The organism is Enterobacter cloacae complex sp. I1M (assembly GCF_014982425.1).
Taxonomy (GTDB): Bacteria; Pseudomonadota; Gammaproteobacteria; order Enterobacterales; family Enterobacteriaceae; genus Enterobacter; species Enterobacter intestinihominis.
This window is the reverse complement of sequence record NZ_JADCLG010000010.1, coordinates 247303-265920: the sequence shown is the minus strand read 5'-3', so window position 1 is coordinate 265920 and position 18618 is coordinate 247303. Positions and strand designations below refer to the sequence as shown.

Below are 18618 nucleotides of genomic sequence, written 5' to 3'. Positions count from 1 at the left end.
CGATGTCCAGCCAGTGTCCACAGATAACAATATATTAAATAACTTACTACCTAACGGTAGTAAGTATGTCGCAAATGACCAGAAACCCGCTGAAGAGAAAAAGTCCCGTTTGTCATGCGATGAAGTATGGCAATGCCTGAAAGACGAACTGCCTGAAGCTCGGGGATGGAGATGCCTAACTGATGAGCGACGCAATCTGATCCGCACATTCTGGGGTAAGGCTAACAAGATTGCCCGCAACCTGGACGGCAAGCCGATGGATATGGACGGTTTCAGAAGCTATCTGCGCTACATCGCTCAGAACTGCCGCTGGATGCTTGAAGACCGACCAGACCAGAAATCCGGGAAGACCTGGCGCCGCATGAAATTCGATAAGTTCCTGACCGAAAAGCTCTACATCGAAGTGCGCGAGGGGGATCGTGATGACCGCTGATTTCATGGCTGTACCACAAAACCTCGAAGCAGAGCAGAGCGTTATCGGTGGCCTGCTGCTGGATGATGACAACAGCGAGCGAGTCCAGAAGGTTCTGGCGATGCTCAAGCCTGAGTCGTTCTACAGCCGACCTCACCAGCTGATCTTTGCCGAGATGCGCCAGATGTTCCGCGACAACAAGCCAGTCGATGGTCTGACATTGTTCGACGCGCTCGAAGGCAAAGGGCTCGCGGAACAGGTAGGTGGCTTTGCATACCTGGCGGAGATCGCCAAGAACACTCCCAGCACTGCAAACATCGTGGCATACGCAGCATCAGTCCGGGAAGCCGCAATGGAGCGCTACGGTATAAACCGACTGACCGAAGCTACCGAGCTGCTGTTCTCCCGCAACGGCATGAGTGCTACGCAGAAGTACGAGGCCATTCAGGGTATTTTCACCCAACTCGCAGACCATTCTAAAACCGGTAGTCGCCGTGGGTTGCGGTCGTTTGGCGAGGTTATGGATGACTGGGTAGCGGATCTGGAGAAACGGTTTGACCCTTCAGGCGAACAGCGCGGCATGAGTACCGGCATCCCGTCACTCGACCGGCTGCTGGCGCCGAAAGGTCTGGTTAAAGGCTCTCTGTTCGTGATTGGCGCAAGGCCAAAGATGGGCAAGACAACCCTGTACGGTCAGATGGCGATCAACTGCGCGGTTCGTGAGAAAAAGCCAGCGCTGATGTTCAGCCTCGAAATGCCGGGCGACCAGATCCTCGAAAAACTGGTTGGTCAGAAGTCTGGAGTTAACCCGAGCATTTTTTACATGCCAGCCACGGATGACGCCGATGACCAGTACCAGGGCGACTACGACGGCGACTTTAAGAAAGCGATCACCACAGCCGGTCGGTTGAGTGAAATCGACATGCTATACATCGACGACACTCCTGGCCTGTCACTGGCGCACATCGTTAGCGAAAGCCGCCGAATCAAGCGCGAGAAGGGCTGCGTAGGAATGATTCTGGTTGACTACCTGACGCTGATGACCGCCGAAAAAGCCGACCGTAATGACCTGGCCTACGGGATGATCACCAAAGGTCTGAAGAATCTCGCCAAAGAGCTTGGCTGCGTCGTCGTGCTGCTGACCCAGCTCAACCGCGAACTGGAGAAGCGTGTGAATAAACGCCCGTTACCGAGCGATTCCCGCGACACAGGACAGATTGAGCAGGACTGCGACTACTGGGTTGGTATCCACCGGGAAGGTGCTTTCGATGACAGCGTTCCGCCGGGAGAAACCGAGTTAATCCTGCGACTCAACCGCCATGGCAGTACCGGAACGGTTTATTGCAATCAGATCAACGGGGCAATTTACGACACAGACCAGCAGGCCGCCGCCGCAGAACGCCGCGGGCGTGAGCAGCAGCCGAAAAAGAAAGGGGGGTTCTGATGACCATAACAATCCGTGGGCAGATTCTTGCAGCCCTTCGTAATAATCCGGGCCTGAACAGTGGGCGTATTGCCAGCATGATTGGCATGACCACCAAAAAGATGTCAGGCACGGTCAGCTCGCTTCTGGCAGACGGCCTGATCACCTGTGAGGGCAAGCACGGCCAGCGGCTGTATCGGTTGACCAGCTACGGCATGAAATACGCACCGGAAACCATACCTGCCATGCCGAAGGGTAATTCGAAGCTGGTGCAGCGCACAGAGACAAACGTGATCTGCCAGGAGTGCCGCAACAGTCCGGCGATGAGAAGGGTATTGATGGTTTGGGGGAGGGTAGGGGTATGAGCATCATGGATTTTGCAGAAATAAAAAAGGCGATCGACGCCATCACAACCGACTGGTCTATACGTGGACCTTATCATGAAGACGACGGCAAATATTACGCATTGCTTCGTGGAGAGTGGGTTGGTGGCGGATATGCCGGAAAACGGAAGGCTCTTGATGCCATTCTCGAAAAGTTAACCAGCGAGGCCGCCCAATGAGCAACATCGACAAACAGGCGCAGGAAGAAAAAACACGCGAGGCCTTTGAACAGTGGGCTGAGCAATCTGGAGCTCTTCCGTGGGGGATCCTTAAAAAGCACCGCAATGAAGACGGTAGTTACCCCGGACCCCATTATACCTACATGTGGCATGCATGGAATGCCTGCACGGAGACGCTGCTGGATGAGCTGGAAGCAAAAGACTCAACCATAGCCACTCAGCAGCAGGAGATACGAACGCTTCTTAATGCGTTAGGGCAATCATCAGAGAAGAGAAATTCTGACCTTCCTGACCAGAAGCGAATTATTGGTTGGCGAGCATCAGACTACACCGACGAGACATCTGACCCTGAGCTAGCTAAAAACTGGGCCGCTGCAATTGGTGTGCTGCCGATTTTTGAAGGCGACGTGAATACAAAATTAAGCGCCGCCGCAGCCGGTAAAGGAGAGTGAAATGATAGCAACTATTGGAACGATTCTGGTGTGGGCAATAATCATCCTTAGTGGTATTGCTGCGGCGTTTTTCGCTGTCATCGGATTGATGTTTTTCCTGAGCTGGCCTAAAGGGAGATAACCCATGAGCACTATTACCAAAGAACGCGCACAACAAATTTTCCTCGGCAACGGCCCTGAGCCAACCGCATCAGAAGAAAGGGAGCTGGCGCGTATCGCGCTGGCATCGCTCGAAGCGGAGCCTGTGGCGTGGGCGCACAGATTAATCAACAAGCGTAACGGAGTCGTTCACCCTTGGGTTTACGGTAGCGCAGAGGCGTGTCCAAGCGAGGGGGATATCTTCAATATTGAGGCAATGCCGCTCTACACCGCCCCTCCAGCGCCGGTATCTGTGCCTGATGCGATGGAAATGGATGATGACTTTGACAGCGCGTTTGAACACGGAAAAGCTGTCGGCTGGAACGCCTATCGCGCAGCCATGCTTCAGTCGCTCGGTAATTCCGAACAACTCAACTCTCCGGTGATTCCGGATGGTTGGGTGCTGGTGCCAGAAGAACCCACCCATGAAATGCTTGAGGCTGGTGATGAACAATTCGGAACTTACGATGTGTATCGCCGGATGATAGCAGCATCACCGCAGCAGAAGTGATCTATAATCCCCTCAAATAACCGAGGGGGTTTTATGTCTAACGAAGAAATGACTCCAGCAGAAAAATATAAAGCTTCAATGAAAAGACATAAAAAGTTCTGGAGGAAATCACAAATTGCAAATGCGAAACGGTTTGATGCTGGAGAGGTTGAATCTGTTGATGGTTTTAGATCTCCTTATGAGACCAGAAAGAAGAGAGGGAGGACTGCTGACTAATGTCTGACTGGAATATTGCTGCAAAGCCGCAGGAGGAGCGCGACAAGGTTAACGTTGACCTTGCAGCCTCCGGAGTCGCGTACAAAGAGCGCTTGAACATGCCGGTTATCGCCGAGGTGGTGATGCGTGAGCAGCCGGAGCATTTGCGTGATTACTTCCTTGAGCGCCTTAAGTTTTATCGTGAGAAGTCGATAACTTTGCCGAAAGGTAGCGATCCGGTTTACCTGAAACAGGATGACTAAAAATGAAAGTTGCATTACTAAAGAACCCAAAAATCGTTATGGAAGCAGAATTCACTGACGGATCGCCGGAAAGGTTAGTTTTCCTCAAAGACCAAGTCACGGAAGTTATTTTTGACGGCGCCGCTGATGATGAGCTGTTCGAGTTTATTTTCGATGAAAGAACAGCCAAGGGATTTTATTTCCATGACTTTGACGGAGAAAGATATACCTTCCTCGGAGAATAATCAGCCTTTGATTTTCTGGAATCAAACCGCCATAATCATGTCATCGGAGCCTGAACAACTTCGATGACTTCTGCGCATTTAAGGGGACTTAAATGCGACCACAATCTGAACTCCTCACCTTGTCACAGATGCAGAAATGCACCTGCGATTTTCTGCATTCTGCGTTACCTCTCGGAGGTGGCGTATGAAACAGCACTACTGCATCGTTAACGACACCGTTAAAGAGAACCTCATCGCGTACATTCGCACCCTGCCGGTAAACCCTCGCGCACCGATGGTAGTCGAGGCCAGGGAAGAGACCCGCACCGACAAGCAAAACCGTCTGATGTGGCCGTTGCTGAAAGACCTGTCTGACCAGGTTGTCTGGTTCGGCGAAAAGCTTGAACCGAAGGAATGGAAAGACCTCATCACTGTTCTTGTCAGCCAGATGCAAAACCCTGAAAGCGAGCAGAAATCCGCGCCGGGCATTAATGGCGGCCGTGTTTATTTCGGTGTCAGCACATCAAAATCCAGTAAGCGCTACATGGTTGAAGTCATCGAGGCAATTTACTGGTTTGGTACAGACCACGGCGTGAAGTTCTCCGAAGCATCCAATAGGCGCATCACCTGGGCGCAAGAGTGGAGGGCTTCCCGTGGGTAGTCCTCTCGCACGCGTCATCACAAACGAAATCTTCCGCGTTCCGGCGCGCCGCAAGCGTAAGGCCGCGGTTAAGCCGTCGGATATCCCGACTCTGAAAGGCTACACCGCCCGCCTGGTGGATCAGAAATGGCTGCGTCTCGCGGCGAGGAGGGCGTTCAAATGATTAAGCTGCATGACCTTAAAAACATCCTCCACTATGACCCTGAAACTGGAGTTTTTACCTGGAAGGTCAACAGAGCGACAGTGAAGGCTGGGCAGCGCGCTGGCGGAATTAATGGTGGTGGATACAGAAAGATACGCATTAATAACAAATGGTATCCGGAACATAGGCTGGCGTGGTTCTACATCCATGGTGTGTGGCCAAGCAAGGAGGTTGACCACATAAATCATATAAGAAATGACAACCGCATTGAAAATCTTCGTGACGTATCAGCCAGATCGAACAAAGGGAATTGTACAAATAACACCTCTGGGTTTGTCGGAGTTTTTTACCACAAAGATATGAGCCGCTGGTGTGCAGGAATAAAGATTGATGGCAGATCAAAACACCTGGGCACATTTGATAATCCTGAAAGAGCGTCTCTTGCGTATCGATTAGCAAAACACTGGTTGGAGGTTGGATTATGAAGCCAGCCCGCCGCAAGTGCGCCCATAAATCCTGTCGCCAGTGGTTCCACCCGGTCCGCGACGGGCAGGTGGTCTGCTCATTCGAGTGCGCCAGCGCGATTGGCAAAGAACAGACGGCAAAAGCCCGTGAAGCCGCCAAGCAGAAGGAAGCGCAGCGTCAGCGCACCGAAGAGAAGGCTGGGCGTCAGCGGCGCAAGGCCAAGCGCGAGTCATTCAAGACTAAATCCCAGTGGGATAAAGAGGCCCAATCGGCCTTCAACCGCTACATCCGGATCCGTGACGAGGGGAAAGAATGCGTCAGCTGCGGCAATCCACTCATCGGCAAAAGCAATTACCTGACTGGCAGCGCCATTGACGCCAGCCATTACCGTTCACGTGGCGCTGCCTCACACCTCAAATTCAACGTGTTTAACGTTCACTCAGCCTGCACCCGGTGCAACCGTCAACTGAGCGGTAATGCCGTCGAGTATCGAATTCGGCTGATTGAGCGTATTGGTCTGGAGCGTGTAGAGCGCCTTGAATCTGATAACGAGCCGCGCCGGTTCGATATCCCTTACCTGCAGCGCATCAAATCCATCTTCACCCGTAAAGCCCGCGCGCTGGAAAAACGCCGGGCCCGCCGACAGGAGGCCGCATGAACCATGCCGACTTCCTTCGTTACCAGGCAGAAAGCGTTAAGCGCGCCAGCATGCCGCCAGTAGCAAAGCACAGCCAGACCAAAACCAACCAGCCTCAGAAGGAAGCCGCGTAATGAGAAAGCTCACACCAATTTACACCATGGTTAACTTTGTCGATGACGCCCATTTCCGGCGTGTCTGGAAGCATCCTAAGAAGACCATCACAACCAAGCAACGAGCCTGGGTGCAGTACATGATGTCAGTGTGGGGCAGAATTAATCGCGGCGATGACTCACCAGCTGGCGCTGTTAACGTTATTGGCCGCCTGATGATCCGGACTCAATGGAATCCTGATATGGGTGGACACATCCAGAGAATGGTCAACTGGCTTTATAGCGACGAGGGTGGGGCGCTGAGAGGTGAGGAACTCTATAAGAAAGCTCGCGAACTGGTCATCCCTCAATCCTCTACCAGCAACATCATCGCTCTCGCCAAAGAATCAGATGATGCAGCGTTCGTTGAAAAGGTGATGGTCAAGTTATTCCACCGTGAAAGCCCAGTCCGCGATTACGCCATTAAACGATACTGCGAACGCAACTGCACGCAAGATATCGCCAGGAAGATGCACCTGATCACCGGATTAGATATCCAGGCTTGCCGCCGCCGGGTTGTCTGGTGTGAAAAAGTATTCGAAGCAGAATTTTTCTATGCAATGAAGCGCGAAATGGAGAATGAGATTTCTATAATTGCTGATTAAATGAAAAATATTTCTCAAATAACTTGATTTGGCGAAATAGAAGTGTATATTTTCAGGTATGCTCGGACGTCAAAGGCGAAAGAGCGGAGTGGTGAGATAACAGAGGCGGTGCTCACCATTGATACCGCCTAGTTGGTAACTTCGACGGTTCGTCTGGAACTCCAACCATCGCAGGCTGAGAGGTCTGCTGACACTACGGAAAGACGTGTAGGCTAGCTGAGATAAGCCGTTATGAGGACTTGGGATGCGTCAAGTCGGAGGCTCAGCCATAGAACCGCATATAAACATCAAGCCACTGGTTAACGCCGGTGGCTTTTTATTTGCCTGTAGCTCAGAGGAAAGAGCAACCGCCTTCTAAGCGGTTGGTCGCTGGTTCGAATCCAGCCAGGCGAGCCAAACCCAGCCAGGGTATTTACGGCCAGAGAGCCGACATTGCCTTAACCTCATCTTCCCGGCCTGTCGCCGGGTTTTTTATTCAGGCCGCAGACAATCAATTCCAGATGCCACGTAGCTATCGTGTCTGACGGCCTTTCCCACTACACGAACAGCACCCGCAAACAACGCGAGGTGAGAGCATGTATCGCATGGAAAAAATAACCACTGGTGCTGCCTATGGCGCTTCAGCCGGGAGCATCCTAAACGGCATGCTTAATGCCTACAGCCCCGAGCAGTGGAACGCTATCGGCGTGCTGGTGGGTATCATCATTGCCGTACTGACGTATCTGACAAATCTCTATTTCAAAATCCGCGAAGACAACCGCCGCAGCAGGAGCCGAGATGAACCCGACACTGAGGAATAAGCTGGTAGCCGCGATTGCTGGCGGCTCGGGAGCTATCACGATTGCAGCTGTGATGCTGGGAAATGCTGATGGGCTGGAAGGGCGGCGGTATTACGCATATCAGGATGTGGTTGGCGTCTGGACTGTATGTGACGGGCACACCGGCTCCGATGTTCGCCGCGGTCATCGCTACACCGACCGGGAATGTGATGCCCTGCTTCAGTCCGACCTGCGCAAGGTGGCGGCGGCCATCGACCCAATGATTAAGGTCCGCATACCTGAGACCACCCGCGCCGCGCTCTACTCATTCACCTACAACGTTGGCTCCGGTGCTTTCGCCAGCTCCACGCTGCTGAAGAAGTTGAACGCTGGTGATGTGCCGGGGGCATGCAAAGAACTGCAGCGCTGGACGTATGCTGGTGGTAAACAGTGGAAGGGGCTGATCACCCGACGCGAGATTGAGCGTGAAGTTTGCGAGTGGGGCCAGAAATGAGCAGATTAACAGCAATCATTTGTGCTGTCGTTATCTGCCTACTGGTTTCAATGGCCTGGGCGATTAACCACTACCGGGGCAACGCCATCACCTACAAAGACCAGCGCGACAAAGCCACCAAAAGTCTCCGCCTGGCTAACGACGCCATCAAAGACATGCAGACCCGCCAGCGCGATGTCGCTGCACTGGATGCCAAATACACCGGAGAACTGGCTGATGCGAAAGAAACCATTGAGCGTCTGCATAGCGATGTCATTGCTGGCCGTAAGCGGCTGCAGCTCAACGCAAACTGTTCCGCGAGCGGAGCGACCGGCACCGGCGGCATGGGCGATGCTTCCAGCCCCAGACTTACTGACTCCGCTGAACGGGATTATTTCACCCTCAGAGAGCGAATCGCCACAGTGACGAAGCAGGTCGGCTATCTGCAGGACTACATCAAAGAGCAGTGTCTTAAATGATTCGTTACCCAAATAACAGAGCCTGACTTCGGTCGGGCTTTTTTATGCCCGAATTTCACCGCGCACCGCAGCGCATTCAACCCACGTCGAACCATACCCTTTGAAATGAGCCTTTGAGGAAGTCAGTTAGTGCTGGCGAGCCTCGACGGGCTGATTTCCTATGCGGCAAAGGTTCATCTCAAAGAAAGGTACACGCCATGCAATTAGTTGAAATCAAGAAGCTAGACCTGGTCACCAACTCGGCAGTGATCGCCAGTGGTGTTATGAAGGATCACAAGCCAGTGATTCAACTCATCAGGAAGTACAAAAGCGACCTCGAAGAATTCGGAAGGGTGGAATTTGAAATGCGACCCTTTCAAACGGATGGGGGCATGCAGAAGCAGGAAATAGCACTGCTAAACGAACAGCAAACCACGCTGTTGATCACCTACATGCGAAACAATGAAGTTGTGCGTGAATTCAAAAAGCGCTTGGTATATGAATTCTTCACTATGCGCAGCGCGCTGGCGAAGAAGAAGATGGATCGCAACTCGGCGCGTCTGGAGTACAAGCCTATGACCGATGCCATCAAGCATGAGCGTGAGGCGCAGGGTAAGCAGATCGCCCCGCATCACTTCAGCAACGAAGCTGACCTGATTAACCGACTGGCGCTGGGCATGACGGCGGCCAAGTTCCGCGTGCATCATGAAATCGGGAAGAAAGAGCCGATCCGCGATTACCTGACGCCGGAACAAATTCACTGCATCACCGAGCTACAGCGCGCCAACACGGTATTCATCAGCATGGGGTGGGACTTCGAACAACGCAAAGAAGTGCTGCGCGGCATGTTCGAGCGTAATCACCGCCAGCCACTTATCGAAGAGCAGCACCGCTTGGCCGCATAACCACAAATCTGTGGTTTTTGAGAGCCACTTTCACAACGGCTTTCCATTACAAAGCTCACCTGCTGGTGGGCTTGATAATGGGAAAAGAAGCCCTCAAAGGAAGGGAATCCAAATTCTTTTGAGGGCATGCAAATGCATATTCGTTACACCTTGAATTTAGCAGCGTGACATTAAGTGGGTATGGGAAGTTTCCCATAAGCGAAGCTGTCAGGTTGGAGTGTTCAGCCACATCAAAAAAACAGTGAGCCACTGGGCTGGTGGTTCTCTATTGCTATCACCATGGGCAGACCCATCGTAATGGCTATAGCGGATAAATCGTAAATATACCCTGTAGGGGATAAGAGGCTATCAATGTCCGACATCTACCAAATCACGCTAACCACCCAAACAGGCGAAACCTTCACGGGCAAGATGTCACGACGTCAGCCTGAGCTGGTTAACGGCTTTGTGCCGCTGGCGACAGAGACGGGCGAGTGGCTTTATTTCGCTCCTGCCGATGTGAAGCGCGTGCAGTTCACGCCGGTACCGGAAGAGCAGACCGAACAAACAACGGAGTAACCCATGGCTAACGATGACGAGCGCAGGCCTTATCCGCCAGTTAACTTCATCGCCTCCGACAACTGGCAGCCATACACCAGGCTGATCCCTGCTAACGAAGTGCATGAGTGGATAAACCGCCAAATCCTCAGCGATGCCGGAAGCATCCATAACCCAGACCACGAGCACCTGCTTGAGGCTGACCTCTGCTTCATGTGGGCGTCAGGCTCATTCGCGAAGAAGGGGCGTTACGTCCTAGGTCAGGCCGAACAGGTAATGCTCCGCGCCGGTGGTTGGCAGAAGGCCAGAATGGAACAGCAGATGCATGAATGGTTCGGGCGCATCCCGAAGTTCATCATCACGCTGGCAGCTGATTACTGCTCGCAGTGCAGTGACCTCGAGTTCTGCGCGCTGGTAGAGCATGAGCTTTACCACATCGCACAGGCCACTGATGATTTCGGCGCTCCGAAGTTCAACAAAGAGACCGGGCAGCCGGTGCTTACACTGCGCGGCCACGACGTCGAAGAATTCACTGGTGTCGTACGTCGATACGGTGCCAGCAAAGAAGTGCAGGAGCTTGTTGATGCGGCCAATGCGCCAGCAGAGGTGGCTCACATCGATGTAGCCAGGTCATGCGGGACATGCATGTTAAAGCTGGCATAGACTTTATTAGGATTGTCATGGAGGTAGCCTGTGGCAGCATTATCGACAGAGGTTAAAGCCTTCATCGTTCAATCACTCGCCTGCTACGAGACCCCGGTAAAAGTCATTGAGCTTGTAAAGGCTGAATACGGCATCGATGTTTCACGGCAGCAGGTGTCGCAATATACGCCCGGAAACGCAATGGCGGCCAAGTTGAGCCAGAAGTGGATTGACCTGTTCAACGCCACCCGTAAACGATTCCAGAATGAGATCGCCGACATCCCGATCGCAAATAAAGCGTACCGTTTGCGCGTTCTCGACCGAATGGCGACCAACGCTGAAAAGATGAAGAACTACGGCATGACCTCGCAGCTTATCGAGCAGGCCGCCAAAGAAATGGGCGATGCCTACACTAATCGCCAGAAAGTCGAGCATACAAGCCCTGATGGCAGCATGACGCCGCAGCCGACAATCATCCAGCTACTACCCGTTGAGCCGAAAGCATGAGTAACGCCGTTCAACTGCCGATCCCAGCAAAGCTTGCACCACTGTTCACCGCCGTGAATAAGCGTTACCGGTGCTCTCACGGTGGACGAGGCAGCGCCAAGACGCGCACCTTTGCTCTGATGACTGCCGTAAAGGCGTATCAGTCGATGATGAACGGTGAAAGCGGCGTGGTGCTCTGCGCGCGTGAGTTCATGAACTCGCTGGAAGAGTCGAGCATGCAGGAGGTGAAACAGGCGATCCTGTCTGTTCCCTGGCTGGCCGCCAACTTTGATATCGGCGAGAAGTACATCCGCACCATCGACAAGAGCGTTAGCTACGTGTTCTGTGGTCTGCGGCATAACCTCGACAGCATCAAGTCGAAAGCACGCATCTTGCTTTGCTGGGTTGATGAGGCTGAATCAGTCAGTGAAATAGCATGGCAGAAGCTGAGCCCGACCGTTCGTGAAGAAGGATCAGAGATTTGGGTAACGTGGAACCCGGAGCGCGACGGTAGCGCCACGGATAAGCGTTTCCGCAAAGAGGCAGGGGACGACTGCATCACCGTTGAAATGAACTATACGGATAACCCGTGGTTCCCTGACGTGCTGGAAGGTGAGCGACAGAACGATCAGCGCCGCCTAGACCCGGCAACATACGCGTGGGTGTGGGAGGGTGCTTACCTCGAAAACTCCGATAAGCAGGTGCTGGCAGGGAAATACCGGATTGCCGAGTTCTCGGACCAACTATGGAAAGAGGCCGATCGCCTGTTCTTCGGTGCTGACTTCGGTTTCGCCAAAGACCCTAACACGCTGGTGCGTTCGTTCATCCTGCATAACCGGCTGTACATCGAATACGAGGCATACGGTCAGCAAACTGAGCTCGATCACATGCCGGAGTTGTACGATACGATTCCAGGCGCGCGTGACTGGCCAATCAAGGCCGATTCCGCTCGACCCGAGACTATCAGCTATCTCAAACGTCAGGGCTTCAACATCTCAGCCGCTGAGAAATGGCAAGGAAGCGTTGAGGACGGGATCGCACACCTTCGCGGATTCGATGAAATCATTATCCATCCGCGCTGCAAGAACGTAGCGCGTGAGGCCCGCATGTGGTCGTACAAAACGGACCGCATCACCGGTGAGGTGTTGCCGAAGCTTGCCGATGGTTACGAGCACTGCTGGGACGGTATCCGCTACAGCCTCGACGGTCACATTAAGCGTAAGGGCCAGATGGCCGGGATGATGATTCCTAAACGCCTTCGTTAACCAAACGGACAAACCATGACTGACAAATTAACTCTCGCCGTCAACCATGCGTTGAACGATGCGCGGATGGCGCGCGCCCGTATGGGTCTGATGGCACCGACGATGGGGCTGGACAATAAGCGTCATTCCGCATGGTGCGAGTATGGCTTCCCTGAACAGGTCACCTACGAAAACCTTTACGCCCTGTACCGACGCGGCGGTATCGCTCACGGTGCAGTAGAGAAGCTGGTGGGCAAGTGCTGGCAGACTAACCCGGAAATCATTGAGGGTGATCAGGCAGACAAAAAGCGCAAAGAAACGGCTTGGGAGAAAAATTCCAAGCAGGTATTCAACAACCGGTTCTGGCGCTCATTTGCCGAGGCGGATCGCCGTCGCCTTGTCGGGCGTTATGCAGGTATCCTTCTGCACGTCCGCGATGAAAAAGACTGGAACATTCCGGTAACTAAAGGGCGAGGTCTTCAGAAAATATCAGTGGCGTGGGCCGGATCGCTAACGGTGAGCGAGTGGGACACTGGGCTGAACTCGAAGACTTACGGTCAGCCGAAAATGTGGCAGTACGCCGAACGCTTGCCGAATGGTTCAAGTCGCCGCGTCAATATCCACCCCGATCGCGTTTTCATCCTTGGTGATTACTCAGACGATGCTATTGGCTTCCTTGAGCCAGCTTATAACGCATTTGTTAGCCTGGAGAAGGTAGAGGGCGGTTCAGGTGAGTCATTCCTGAAGAACGCAGCGCGCCAGCAGAACATCAACTTCGACAAAGAGGTTAATTTTAGTGACCTGGCTTCGATGTATGGCGTATCGGTTGATGAGTTGCAGGAGCGTTATAACGACGCGGCAAGAGAGTTAAACCGAGGGAATGACACGCTACTCATTACCCAAGGGGCAAACGTTACATCGCTGGTTTCTCCGGTTTCGGACCCTTCTCCGACATACGATGTAAACCTGCAAACAGCTTCCGCAGGCGTTGATATTCCTACGCGTATTTTGGTTGGTAACCAGCAGGCTGAGCGATCCAGTACCGAAGACCAGAAGTACATGAATGCACGCTGCCAGTCGCGCCGCGTGGACCTTTCTTTTGAAATAGAGGACTTCTGCGACAAGCTTATCGACCTGCAGATCGTCGACTCAGTAAGCCAGAAGGCTGTTATCTGGGATGACCTGAACGAACAGACCGGTACTGAGAAGCTCACTAACGCCAAGACCATGGGCGAGATTAACCAGACCATGCAGGGCAGCGGTGATGAACCAGCATTCAGCCGTGAAGAGATTCGTACAGCTGCGGGTTATGACAATGACGACGAAGAGCCGTTAGGAGAAGAGGATGGCGACGAACAAGACGAAGCCACCAATTCTACCGCGTAACTATCAGGATCCGACCGGAGCCGATGTGCTGGAACGCCGGGCAATGAAAGACTTCGCCAGGCGGATGAATAAGATTGGCAAGGCGTACAAATCAGCACTCGACAAAATACCTTCCTCCCTCGCAGTAAACGCCAGATACGAATACCAGTTAAACCCAACGCTACTCTCCATCATCCTGAACGATGCCAGTTACCTGGTGGATCAGGTGCTGCTTGAAGGTGGCGATTACGACCTGTGGTTTTACGAGTACATCGATCTGGCTTCGGAGAAGGGGACCGGGCAGTCGTTCTACAACCTCAGCCAGCAATCACCGGTGTACGCAGCCGGGCGAGAGTCGCTGGCGTCCATCCTCGCAAGCGACCCGTACCAGCAACGTATGGCGCTGGTGCATGCCCGCGTGTTTGAGGAAATGAAGGGGCTGAGTGCTGACGTTAAGCGCGACATGGCGCGCGTGCTGACTGATGGGGTGGGCCGCGGGCTCAATCCGCTGGACATTGCCCGCAACCTGACAGACCAGACCGGCATCGAGAAACGCCGGGCGAACCGGATAGCACGCACCGAAGTGACTACCGCGCTGCGCCGGGCAAAGTGGGATGAAGACCAGGAGGCGAATGACCTCTTCGGCCTGAAAACACTGCTGGTTCACATCTCGGCGCTGTCACCAACAACCCGACACACCCACGCAGTGCGCCACGCTCATCTCTACACCAACGAAGAGGTGCGTGACTGGTACAGCAAAGATGGCAACTCCATCAACTGCAAATGCAGCCAGCAGTCGGTGCTGGTGGATGCGGGCGGTAAGCCGGAATATCCGGACACCATCACGAAACTCAAACAGGAATATAAATCGATGCAGGCGCGCGGTTACGCCTGGGCGGAGAAATAGCTATGCCTATGCAGGTAAACATCACCACGAAGGTGAACAGCCAGTCTATCCGGCGCGAAACATACAACGGCCGCGAGCATCTGGTGTTGCCGAGCTACACGCTGCCGGCAAACGTCGTCATGAATGGCGGGCTGTACACACAAGAGCAAATCGATTCCCACTATCAGGGTCTGGAAGGCACTCTGGCGCCGCTGGGCCACCCTCAGGTTAACGGTCAGTTCGTGTCTGCTTTCTCGCCAGAGGGGATTAACGCAGGCCATATCGGCGCCTGGAATCGCAACGTTAAGAAGTCCGGTAATCGAATTTACCTCGAAAAGTGGGTTGATGTGGCCCGTGCCAGTGAGTCAGCGGGCGGTAAAGAGCTGCTTGAACGTGTCGCGGCCATTGAGCGTGGTGAAGACGTTCCACCTATTCATACCAGCGTGGCCGCATTCCTCGACCAGCTTGAACCTAACGAACAGCAGCGCGCAACGGGTGCTGAGTGGGTAGCGGATATCCACAGCATGGACCACGACGCGATCCTGCTGCACGAGGTTGGAGCCGCTACGCCGGAGCAGGGCGTTGGCCTGATGGTTAACGCTGATCTGGCGCAGCCGCTTAAGGCGAACTCCGGTGCGCTGGTGGGTGAATCCTACCGGGAGCGCGAACAGCGTCTCGATCGCGCAGCTAAAGCGAAGTTTGCGGCGGGCGCGGATGAATACGCCTGGGTTGCTGACTTCACTGACTCGCAGGTGGTCATCGTGCGAAATGGCGGCGATGCCCAGGTTTACGGTTACTCCGCTGATGGCGGGAAGATCACAATCGACGATACCGGCACCGCAGTAGCGCGCCAAGAGTCGTGGGTAGCCGTCGTGGCAAACAAATTCAAAGCTCTATTCACACCGCAGGAACAGCCTGCACCAAACCACAAAACGGAGGGCGACATGCCTTTAACCACTGAAGAGAAACAAGAGCTGATCAGCGAAATCGGTAAAGGCCTGGCCGCAAACTTCGCCGAAGCCCTGAATCCGATTAAAGATGCGATCACCGGTCTGCAGGCCAATCAGGACAAGCTTACCGAAACACTGACCGCCAACTCTCGCGCCGAAGAGAAAGCCAAGCGTGAGGCGGTAGCTAAGGTCCATGGCGACATCGTCGCGAACGCGCTGTCTGGCGAGCCCCTGGACGCGATGTTCAAGTCTCTGGGCGAGGCTGCTCCGCTGGGCGCTAACAATGCACAGCAGCACAAAGAAACCGGCGCACCTGCCGCTGACGAACACTTCAAGTAAGGAGCCGGAATAATGCCACGTTATCGTCGCGTTAATATCGACGGTCAGTCTCTGTACAAGACCGAAACCCGCACTACGGCCACACCGCTGCTTCCAGGCACCGCCGCAACCATCAACTCATCCGATAAATTCGCTCAGGCCACCGCGCTAACCGGCCGCCTGTACATCATCGATGTCGGTTACCACCAGGGCCTGACTATCACAGAGGCAATTCCTGCCGGTGATTCAGCTGTCGGCAACTACGTCGAAGAAGGGCGTGAGTTGGCTCTGCTGTGCGTGCCTGGGGCGTACAAGAAAGACAGCCCGATCAAACTGGGTACGGCTGGTCAGTTTACCCTGGCAACCGATGACACTGATTCAGTGATCGGATACAGCCAGGATGAATACACCATCGCGGCCAGCACCACCGATTTAATTCGCGTGCGCATGCGCGTTGGCACTGTCGCCGCAGCTGGCGCGTAAAAAAAGGACAAACAAATATGTACTTCTCTAAAGAGACGCTGGCGACTAACTCCCGCCTCGGAAGACACTGGAGCGAACTGTGGGCAAACCGCAATATGTGGAACCTGCAGAACGATTCCATCATTGCAGCTAACCGCGCAATCATGACGCCTGACATGCTGGCCTGTAACGCCGTTGGCGGTTTCTCCCGTGATTTCTGGGCTGAGATCGACAACCAGGTGCTGCAGTTGCGCGATCAGGAAGTCGGTATGGAAATCGTGAACGACCTGATCGGCGTTCAGACGGTGCTGCCGGTCGGTAAGACCGCCAAGCTGTATAACGTGATTGGCGACATCGCTGACGACGTGTCAGTAAGCATCGATGGTCAGGCGCCGTTCTCCTTCGACCACACTGACTACGCGAGCGACGGCGACCCGATTCCGGTGTTCACTGCTGGCTACGGTGTTAACTGGCGTCATGCTGCTGGCCTTAACTCTGTAGGCATTGATCTGGTGCTGGATTCGCAGATGGCGAAGATGCGCAAGTTCAACCAGAAGCGCGTTAACTACTACCTGAACGGCGATTCAAAAATTCAGGTCCAGTCCTATCCTGCGCAGGGCATCAAGAACCACCGAAACACCAAGAAGATTAACCTCGGCTCTGGTGCTGGTGGTGAGAATATCGACCTGACCACCGCTGACATGACCGCGATCTTCGCGTTCTTCGGTAAAGGCGCATTCGGCACCACCGCACGCACGAACAAAGTCGCCGCATACGATGTCATGTGGGTTTCCCCGGAAATCTGGGCAAACCTTGCGCAGCCGTACGTGGTGAATGGCGTTGTAAGCGGCACTGTGTTGCAGGCTGTTCTGCCGTTCGCGCCGGTGAAGGAAATCCGCATGAGCTTCGCGCTGACCGGTAACGAGTTTATCGCGTACGTTCGTCGCCGTGACGTGATCTCTCCACTGGTGGGTATGGCTGTAGGCGTTGTTCCGCTGCCGCGTCCACTGCCTAACGTTAACTACAACTTCCAGATTATGTCTGCTGAAGGTCTGCAAATCACCGCAGACGATCAGGGCCTGTCTGGCGTTGTCTACGGCGCTAACCTGGCGTAAGGAAACAGCATGGATAAATATGAAGTTGTGCGCCCATGGTTCGGCGTGAAGGTAGGGCAGGTGGTGGAGTTGAAAGAACTGCACCCGGCGCTGAAGTCTAACGTCCGTCTCATGAATGGTGAGGCAGGCGGAGAGCTTACCCCGTCGACGCCTGATGCCGGTACCGGTGAGAAATCCCGCAAAGAGGTTATCCAGGCTCGTCTGACTGAACTGGGCATCGAGTTCAAAGGCACCCTGGGCGCTGAAAAACTCAGTGAGCTGTTGCCTGACGGTGAGCTCGAAAAGCTTTTCCCTGCTGAATAACAGCCGCCGCTAAGGCGGTTTTTTTATGCCCCGCTCCGGCGGGGTATTTCACGGAGTCGATAATGGTAACTCTCGAACAGGCGAAGGAGTATCTGGAGAGCCAGGGAATTACCATTCCCGATTTTGTTCTTCAGGCTCTCGTCGACCAGGCCAACAGCATTCAGGAGTGTCTCGATGCGCACTATCCTGCATCTACCGCGCTGCTGATTCAGCTCTATCTGCTGGCGCTTATGGGGCTCGGGCAGGGGGATAAATACATCTCCAGCCAGACGGCTCCAAGCGGGGCGTCTCGCTCGTTCCGGTATCAGTCGTTCACTGATCGCTGGAAGGCCTCGGTTAACTTGCTGCGCGGGCTGGATAAGTACGGCTGCGCTAACTCGCTGATTCCTGCCGACCCTACTACCGCGCCGGCATTCGCTGGTATCTGGATCGGGAAGGGCGGCTGCATGTGCGGTGACAAGTGATGACATACAAATCAGTTAAACACGGTCTGCCGCGCTCGTTCACCCGCGTCTGGGTGATGACCGACACCGGGCGAGAGACTACTGGCTACGTTAAATCGGACGGCGAGTGGTTCATCAACTGCCCGCGCATCCGGGCGACTGGCGCGAAGGTGCTGCGCTGGAAGGAGTGAAACATGGCAACTGTAACAAGCATGGTTAGCGCGTTGAATGTGACGGTCGTTTATCGCGTTGCTGGAGAGGTTAAAACCTTCAGTGAGGCAGTAGTTTCACCAATCGTCATTGAGCGTTATTTGCAGCTTGAATGTGGCGATGCCATAGGGCTTTTCGTGCCGGTAGGTAAAGGTCAGCAGGTCAATGCGCTGAATATCGAGTGGTTTGAGATTGAGCGCATTCCGGCGCCAAAGGAGTAAC

At 54.0% G+C, this 18618-nt stretch carries 31 protein-coding genes, 1 tRNA gene and 1 pseudogene; all 33 read left to right on the top strand.

Annotated elements, in window-relative coordinates; genetic code table 11:
• Positions 1-433: pseudogene (locus tag INF86_RS06460) on the top strand (DNA replication protein); the annotation flags it as partial.
• Positions 423-1856 carry a DnaB-like helicase C-terminal domain-containing protein gene (locus INF86_RS06455; protein ID WP_193543353.1) on the top strand — a complete coding sequence of 478 codons (1434 nt, stop codon included), beginning with the start codon at positions 423-425 and terminating at the stop codon, positions 1854-1856. The pseudogene INF86_RS06460 and the gene INF86_RS06455, both read left to right, overlap by 11 nt.
• Complete coding sequence (locus INF86_RS06450) at positions 1856-2200, top strand: winged helix-turn-helix domain-containing protein (RefSeq protein ID WP_193543352.1); 345 nt, start codon at positions 1856-1858, stop codon at positions 2198-2200. Before INF86_RS06455 ends, INF86_RS06450 begins: the two co-directional genes overlap by 1 nt.
• Positions 2197-2397: a hypothetical protein gene (locus INF86_RS06445; RefSeq protein WP_059452800.1), complete on the top strand. Its 201-nt coding sequence runs from the start codon at positions 2197-2199 to the stop codon at positions 2395-2397. The genes INF86_RS06450 and INF86_RS06445 overlap by 4 nt, the downstream gene beginning before the upstream one ends.
• Positions 2394-2849, top strand: coding sequence for a hypothetical protein (locus INF86_RS22390; RefSeq protein WP_227414743.1), 456 nt, complete (start codon positions 2394-2396; stop codon positions 2847-2849). The genes INF86_RS06445 and INF86_RS22390 overlap by 4 nt, the downstream gene beginning before the upstream one ends.
• Before the next feature lie 124 nt (positions 2850-2973).
• Positions 2974-3498, top strand: coding sequence for a hypothetical protein (locus INF86_RS06435; protein ID WP_193543351.1), 525 nt, complete (start codon positions 2974-2976; stop codon positions 3496-3498).
• A 33-nt stretch (positions 3499-3531) separates the two neighbouring features.
• Entirely contained in the window at positions 3532-3714 is a 183-nt protein-coding gene (locus tag INF86_RS06430) for a hypothetical protein (protein WP_006808975.1), read from the top strand.
• Complete coding sequence (locus tag INF86_RS06425; RefSeq protein ID WP_013095964.1) at positions 3714-3956, top strand: DNA polymerase III subunit theta; 243 nt, start codon at positions 3714-3716, stop codon at positions 3954-3956. The genes INF86_RS06430 and INF86_RS06425 overlap by 1 nt, the downstream gene beginning before the upstream one ends.
• A gap of 2 nt (positions 3957-3958) precedes the next feature.
• Positions 3959-4180 (top strand): hypothetical protein, encoded by a 222-nt coding sequence (locus tag INF86_RS06420; RefSeq protein ID WP_013095965.1) that lies wholly within the window; start codon positions 3959-3961, stop codon positions 4178-4180.
• Positions 4181-4364: 184 nt separating this feature from the next.
• Positions 4365-4820, top strand: a complete 456-nt coding sequence (locus INF86_RS06415; protein ID WP_193543350.1) for a recombination protein NinB — start codon at positions 4365-4367, stop codon at positions 4818-4820.
• Positions 4813-4983: a NinE family protein gene (locus INF86_RS06410; protein WP_193543349.1), complete on the top strand. Its 171-nt coding sequence runs from the start codon at positions 4813-4815 to the stop codon at positions 4981-4983. The genes INF86_RS06415 and INF86_RS06410 overlap by 8 nt, the downstream gene beginning before the upstream one ends.
• Positions 4980-5447 carry an HNH endonuclease signature motif containing protein gene (locus INF86_RS06405; protein ID WP_063857494.1) on the top strand — a complete coding sequence of 156 codons (468 nt, stop codon included), beginning with the start codon at positions 4980-4982 and terminating at the stop codon, positions 5445-5447. The genes INF86_RS06410 and INF86_RS06405 overlap by 4 nt, the downstream gene beginning before the upstream one ends.
• Positions 5441-6085: a recombination protein NinG gene (locus tag INF86_RS06400; RefSeq protein WP_129008868.1), complete on the top strand. Its 645-nt coding sequence runs from the start codon at positions 5441-5443 to the stop codon at positions 6083-6085. The genes INF86_RS06405 and INF86_RS06400 overlap by 7 nt, the downstream gene beginning before the upstream one ends.
• A complete protein-coding gene (locus INF86_RS22385) occupies positions 6082-6198 on the top strand; it encodes a hypothetical protein (protein ID WP_108720711.1) in 117 nt (38 codons plus the stop codon). The genes INF86_RS06400 and INF86_RS22385 overlap by 4 nt, the downstream gene beginning before the upstream one ends.
• A complete protein-coding gene (locus INF86_RS06395) occupies positions 6198-6821 on the top strand; it encodes a hypothetical protein (protein ID WP_129008866.1) in 624 nt (207 codons plus the stop codon). The genes INF86_RS22385 and INF86_RS06395 overlap by 1 nt, the downstream gene beginning before the upstream one ends.
• A gap of 320 nt (positions 6822-7141) precedes the next feature.
• Positions 7142-7217: transfer RNA gene (locus tag INF86_RS06390), tRNA-Arg, on the top strand.
• Between the two features lie 179 nt (positions 7218-7396).
• A complete protein-coding gene (locus tag INF86_RS06385; protein ID WP_193543348.1) occupies positions 7397-7621 on the top strand; it encodes a class II holin family protein in 225 nt (74 codons plus the stop codon).
• Positions 7599-8093, top strand: coding sequence for a lysozyme (locus INF86_RS06380; RefSeq protein ID WP_193543347.1), 495 nt, complete (start codon positions 7599-7601; stop codon positions 8091-8093). The genes INF86_RS06385 and INF86_RS06380 overlap by 23 nt, the downstream gene beginning before the upstream one ends.
• Entirely contained in the window at positions 8090-8551 is a 462-nt protein-coding gene (locus INF86_RS22575; RefSeq protein WP_193543346.1) for a lysis protein, read from the top strand. Before INF86_RS06380 ends, INF86_RS22575 begins: the two co-directional genes overlap by 4 nt.
• A 197-nt stretch (positions 8552-8748) precedes the next feature.
• Positions 8749-9435 carry a Rha family transcriptional regulator gene (locus tag INF86_RS06370; RefSeq protein ID WP_006811069.1) on the top strand — a complete coding sequence of 229 codons (687 nt, stop codon included), beginning with the start codon at positions 8749-8751 and terminating at the stop codon, positions 9433-9435.
• A gap of 351 nt (positions 9436-9786) precedes the next feature.
• Complete coding sequence (locus tag INF86_RS06365) at positions 9787-9993, top strand: hypothetical protein (RefSeq protein ID WP_032665707.1); 207 nt, start codon at positions 9787-9789, stop codon at positions 9991-9993.
• Positions 9994-9996: 3 nt separating this feature from the next.
• Positions 9997-10635 (top strand): putative metallopeptidase, encoded by a 639-nt coding sequence (locus INF86_RS06360; protein ID WP_193543345.1) that lies wholly within the window; start codon positions 9997-9999, stop codon positions 10633-10635.
• A gap of 30 nt (positions 10636-10665) precedes the next feature.
• Positions 10666-11121 (top strand): DUF2280 domain-containing protein, encoded by a 456-nt coding sequence (locus INF86_RS06355; protein WP_023300389.1) that lies wholly within the window; start codon positions 10666-10668, stop codon positions 11119-11121.
• Positions 11118-12365 carry a PBSX family phage terminase large subunit gene (locus INF86_RS06350; protein WP_193543344.1) on the top strand — a complete coding sequence of 416 codons (1248 nt, stop codon included), beginning with the start codon at positions 11118-11120 and terminating at the stop codon, positions 12363-12365. The genes INF86_RS06355 and INF86_RS06350 overlap by 4 nt, the downstream gene beginning before the upstream one ends.
• 15 nt (positions 12366-12380) lie before the next feature.
• Positions 12381-13730 carry an anti-CBASS protein Acb1 family protein gene (locus INF86_RS06345; RefSeq protein ID WP_193543343.1) on the top strand — a complete coding sequence of 450 codons (1350 nt, stop codon included), beginning with the start codon at positions 12381-12383 and terminating at the stop codon, positions 13728-13730.
• Complete coding sequence (locus INF86_RS06340) at positions 13690-14616, top strand: phage minor head protein (RefSeq protein ID WP_193543342.1); 927 nt, start codon at positions 13690-13692, stop codon at positions 14614-14616. Before INF86_RS06345 ends, INF86_RS06340 begins: the two co-directional genes overlap by 41 nt.
• Before the next feature lie 2 nt (positions 14617-14618).
• Entirely contained in the window at positions 14619-15884 is a 1266-nt protein-coding gene (locus INF86_RS06335) for a hypothetical protein (protein ID WP_193543341.1), read from the top strand.
• Positions 15885-15896: 12 nt separating this feature from the next.
• On the top strand, positions 15897-16346 hold the full coding sequence (locus INF86_RS06330) for a hypothetical protein (protein WP_193543340.1): 450 nt from the start codon (positions 15897-15899) through the stop codon (positions 16344-16346).
• A gap of 17 nt (positions 16347-16363) precedes the next feature.
• Positions 16364-17440: a major capsid protein gene (locus INF86_RS06325; protein WP_193543339.1), complete on the top strand. Its 1077-nt coding sequence runs from the start codon at positions 16364-16366 to the stop codon at positions 17438-17440.
• A 9-nt stretch (positions 17441-17449) separates the two neighbouring features.
• Positions 17450-17743 (top strand): hypothetical protein, encoded by a 294-nt coding sequence (locus tag INF86_RS06320; protein WP_193543338.1) that lies wholly within the window; start codon positions 17450-17452, stop codon positions 17741-17743.
• A gap of 62 nt (positions 17744-17805) precedes the next feature.
• Positions 17806-18207, top strand: coding sequence for a hypothetical protein (locus INF86_RS06315; RefSeq protein ID WP_193543337.1), 402 nt, complete (start codon positions 17806-17808; stop codon positions 18205-18207).
• Positions 18207-18377: a hypothetical protein gene (locus INF86_RS06310; RefSeq protein WP_013097716.1), complete on the top strand. Its 171-nt coding sequence runs from the start codon at positions 18207-18209 to the stop codon at positions 18375-18377. Before INF86_RS06315 ends, INF86_RS06310 begins: the two co-directional genes overlap by 1 nt.
• A gap of 3 nt (positions 18378-18380) precedes the next feature.
• Positions 18381-18617, top strand: a complete 237-nt coding sequence (locus tag INF86_RS06305) for a hypothetical protein (protein WP_148407530.1) — start codon at positions 18381-18383, stop codon at positions 18615-18617.
• Position 18618 lies beyond the last annotated feature (1 nt).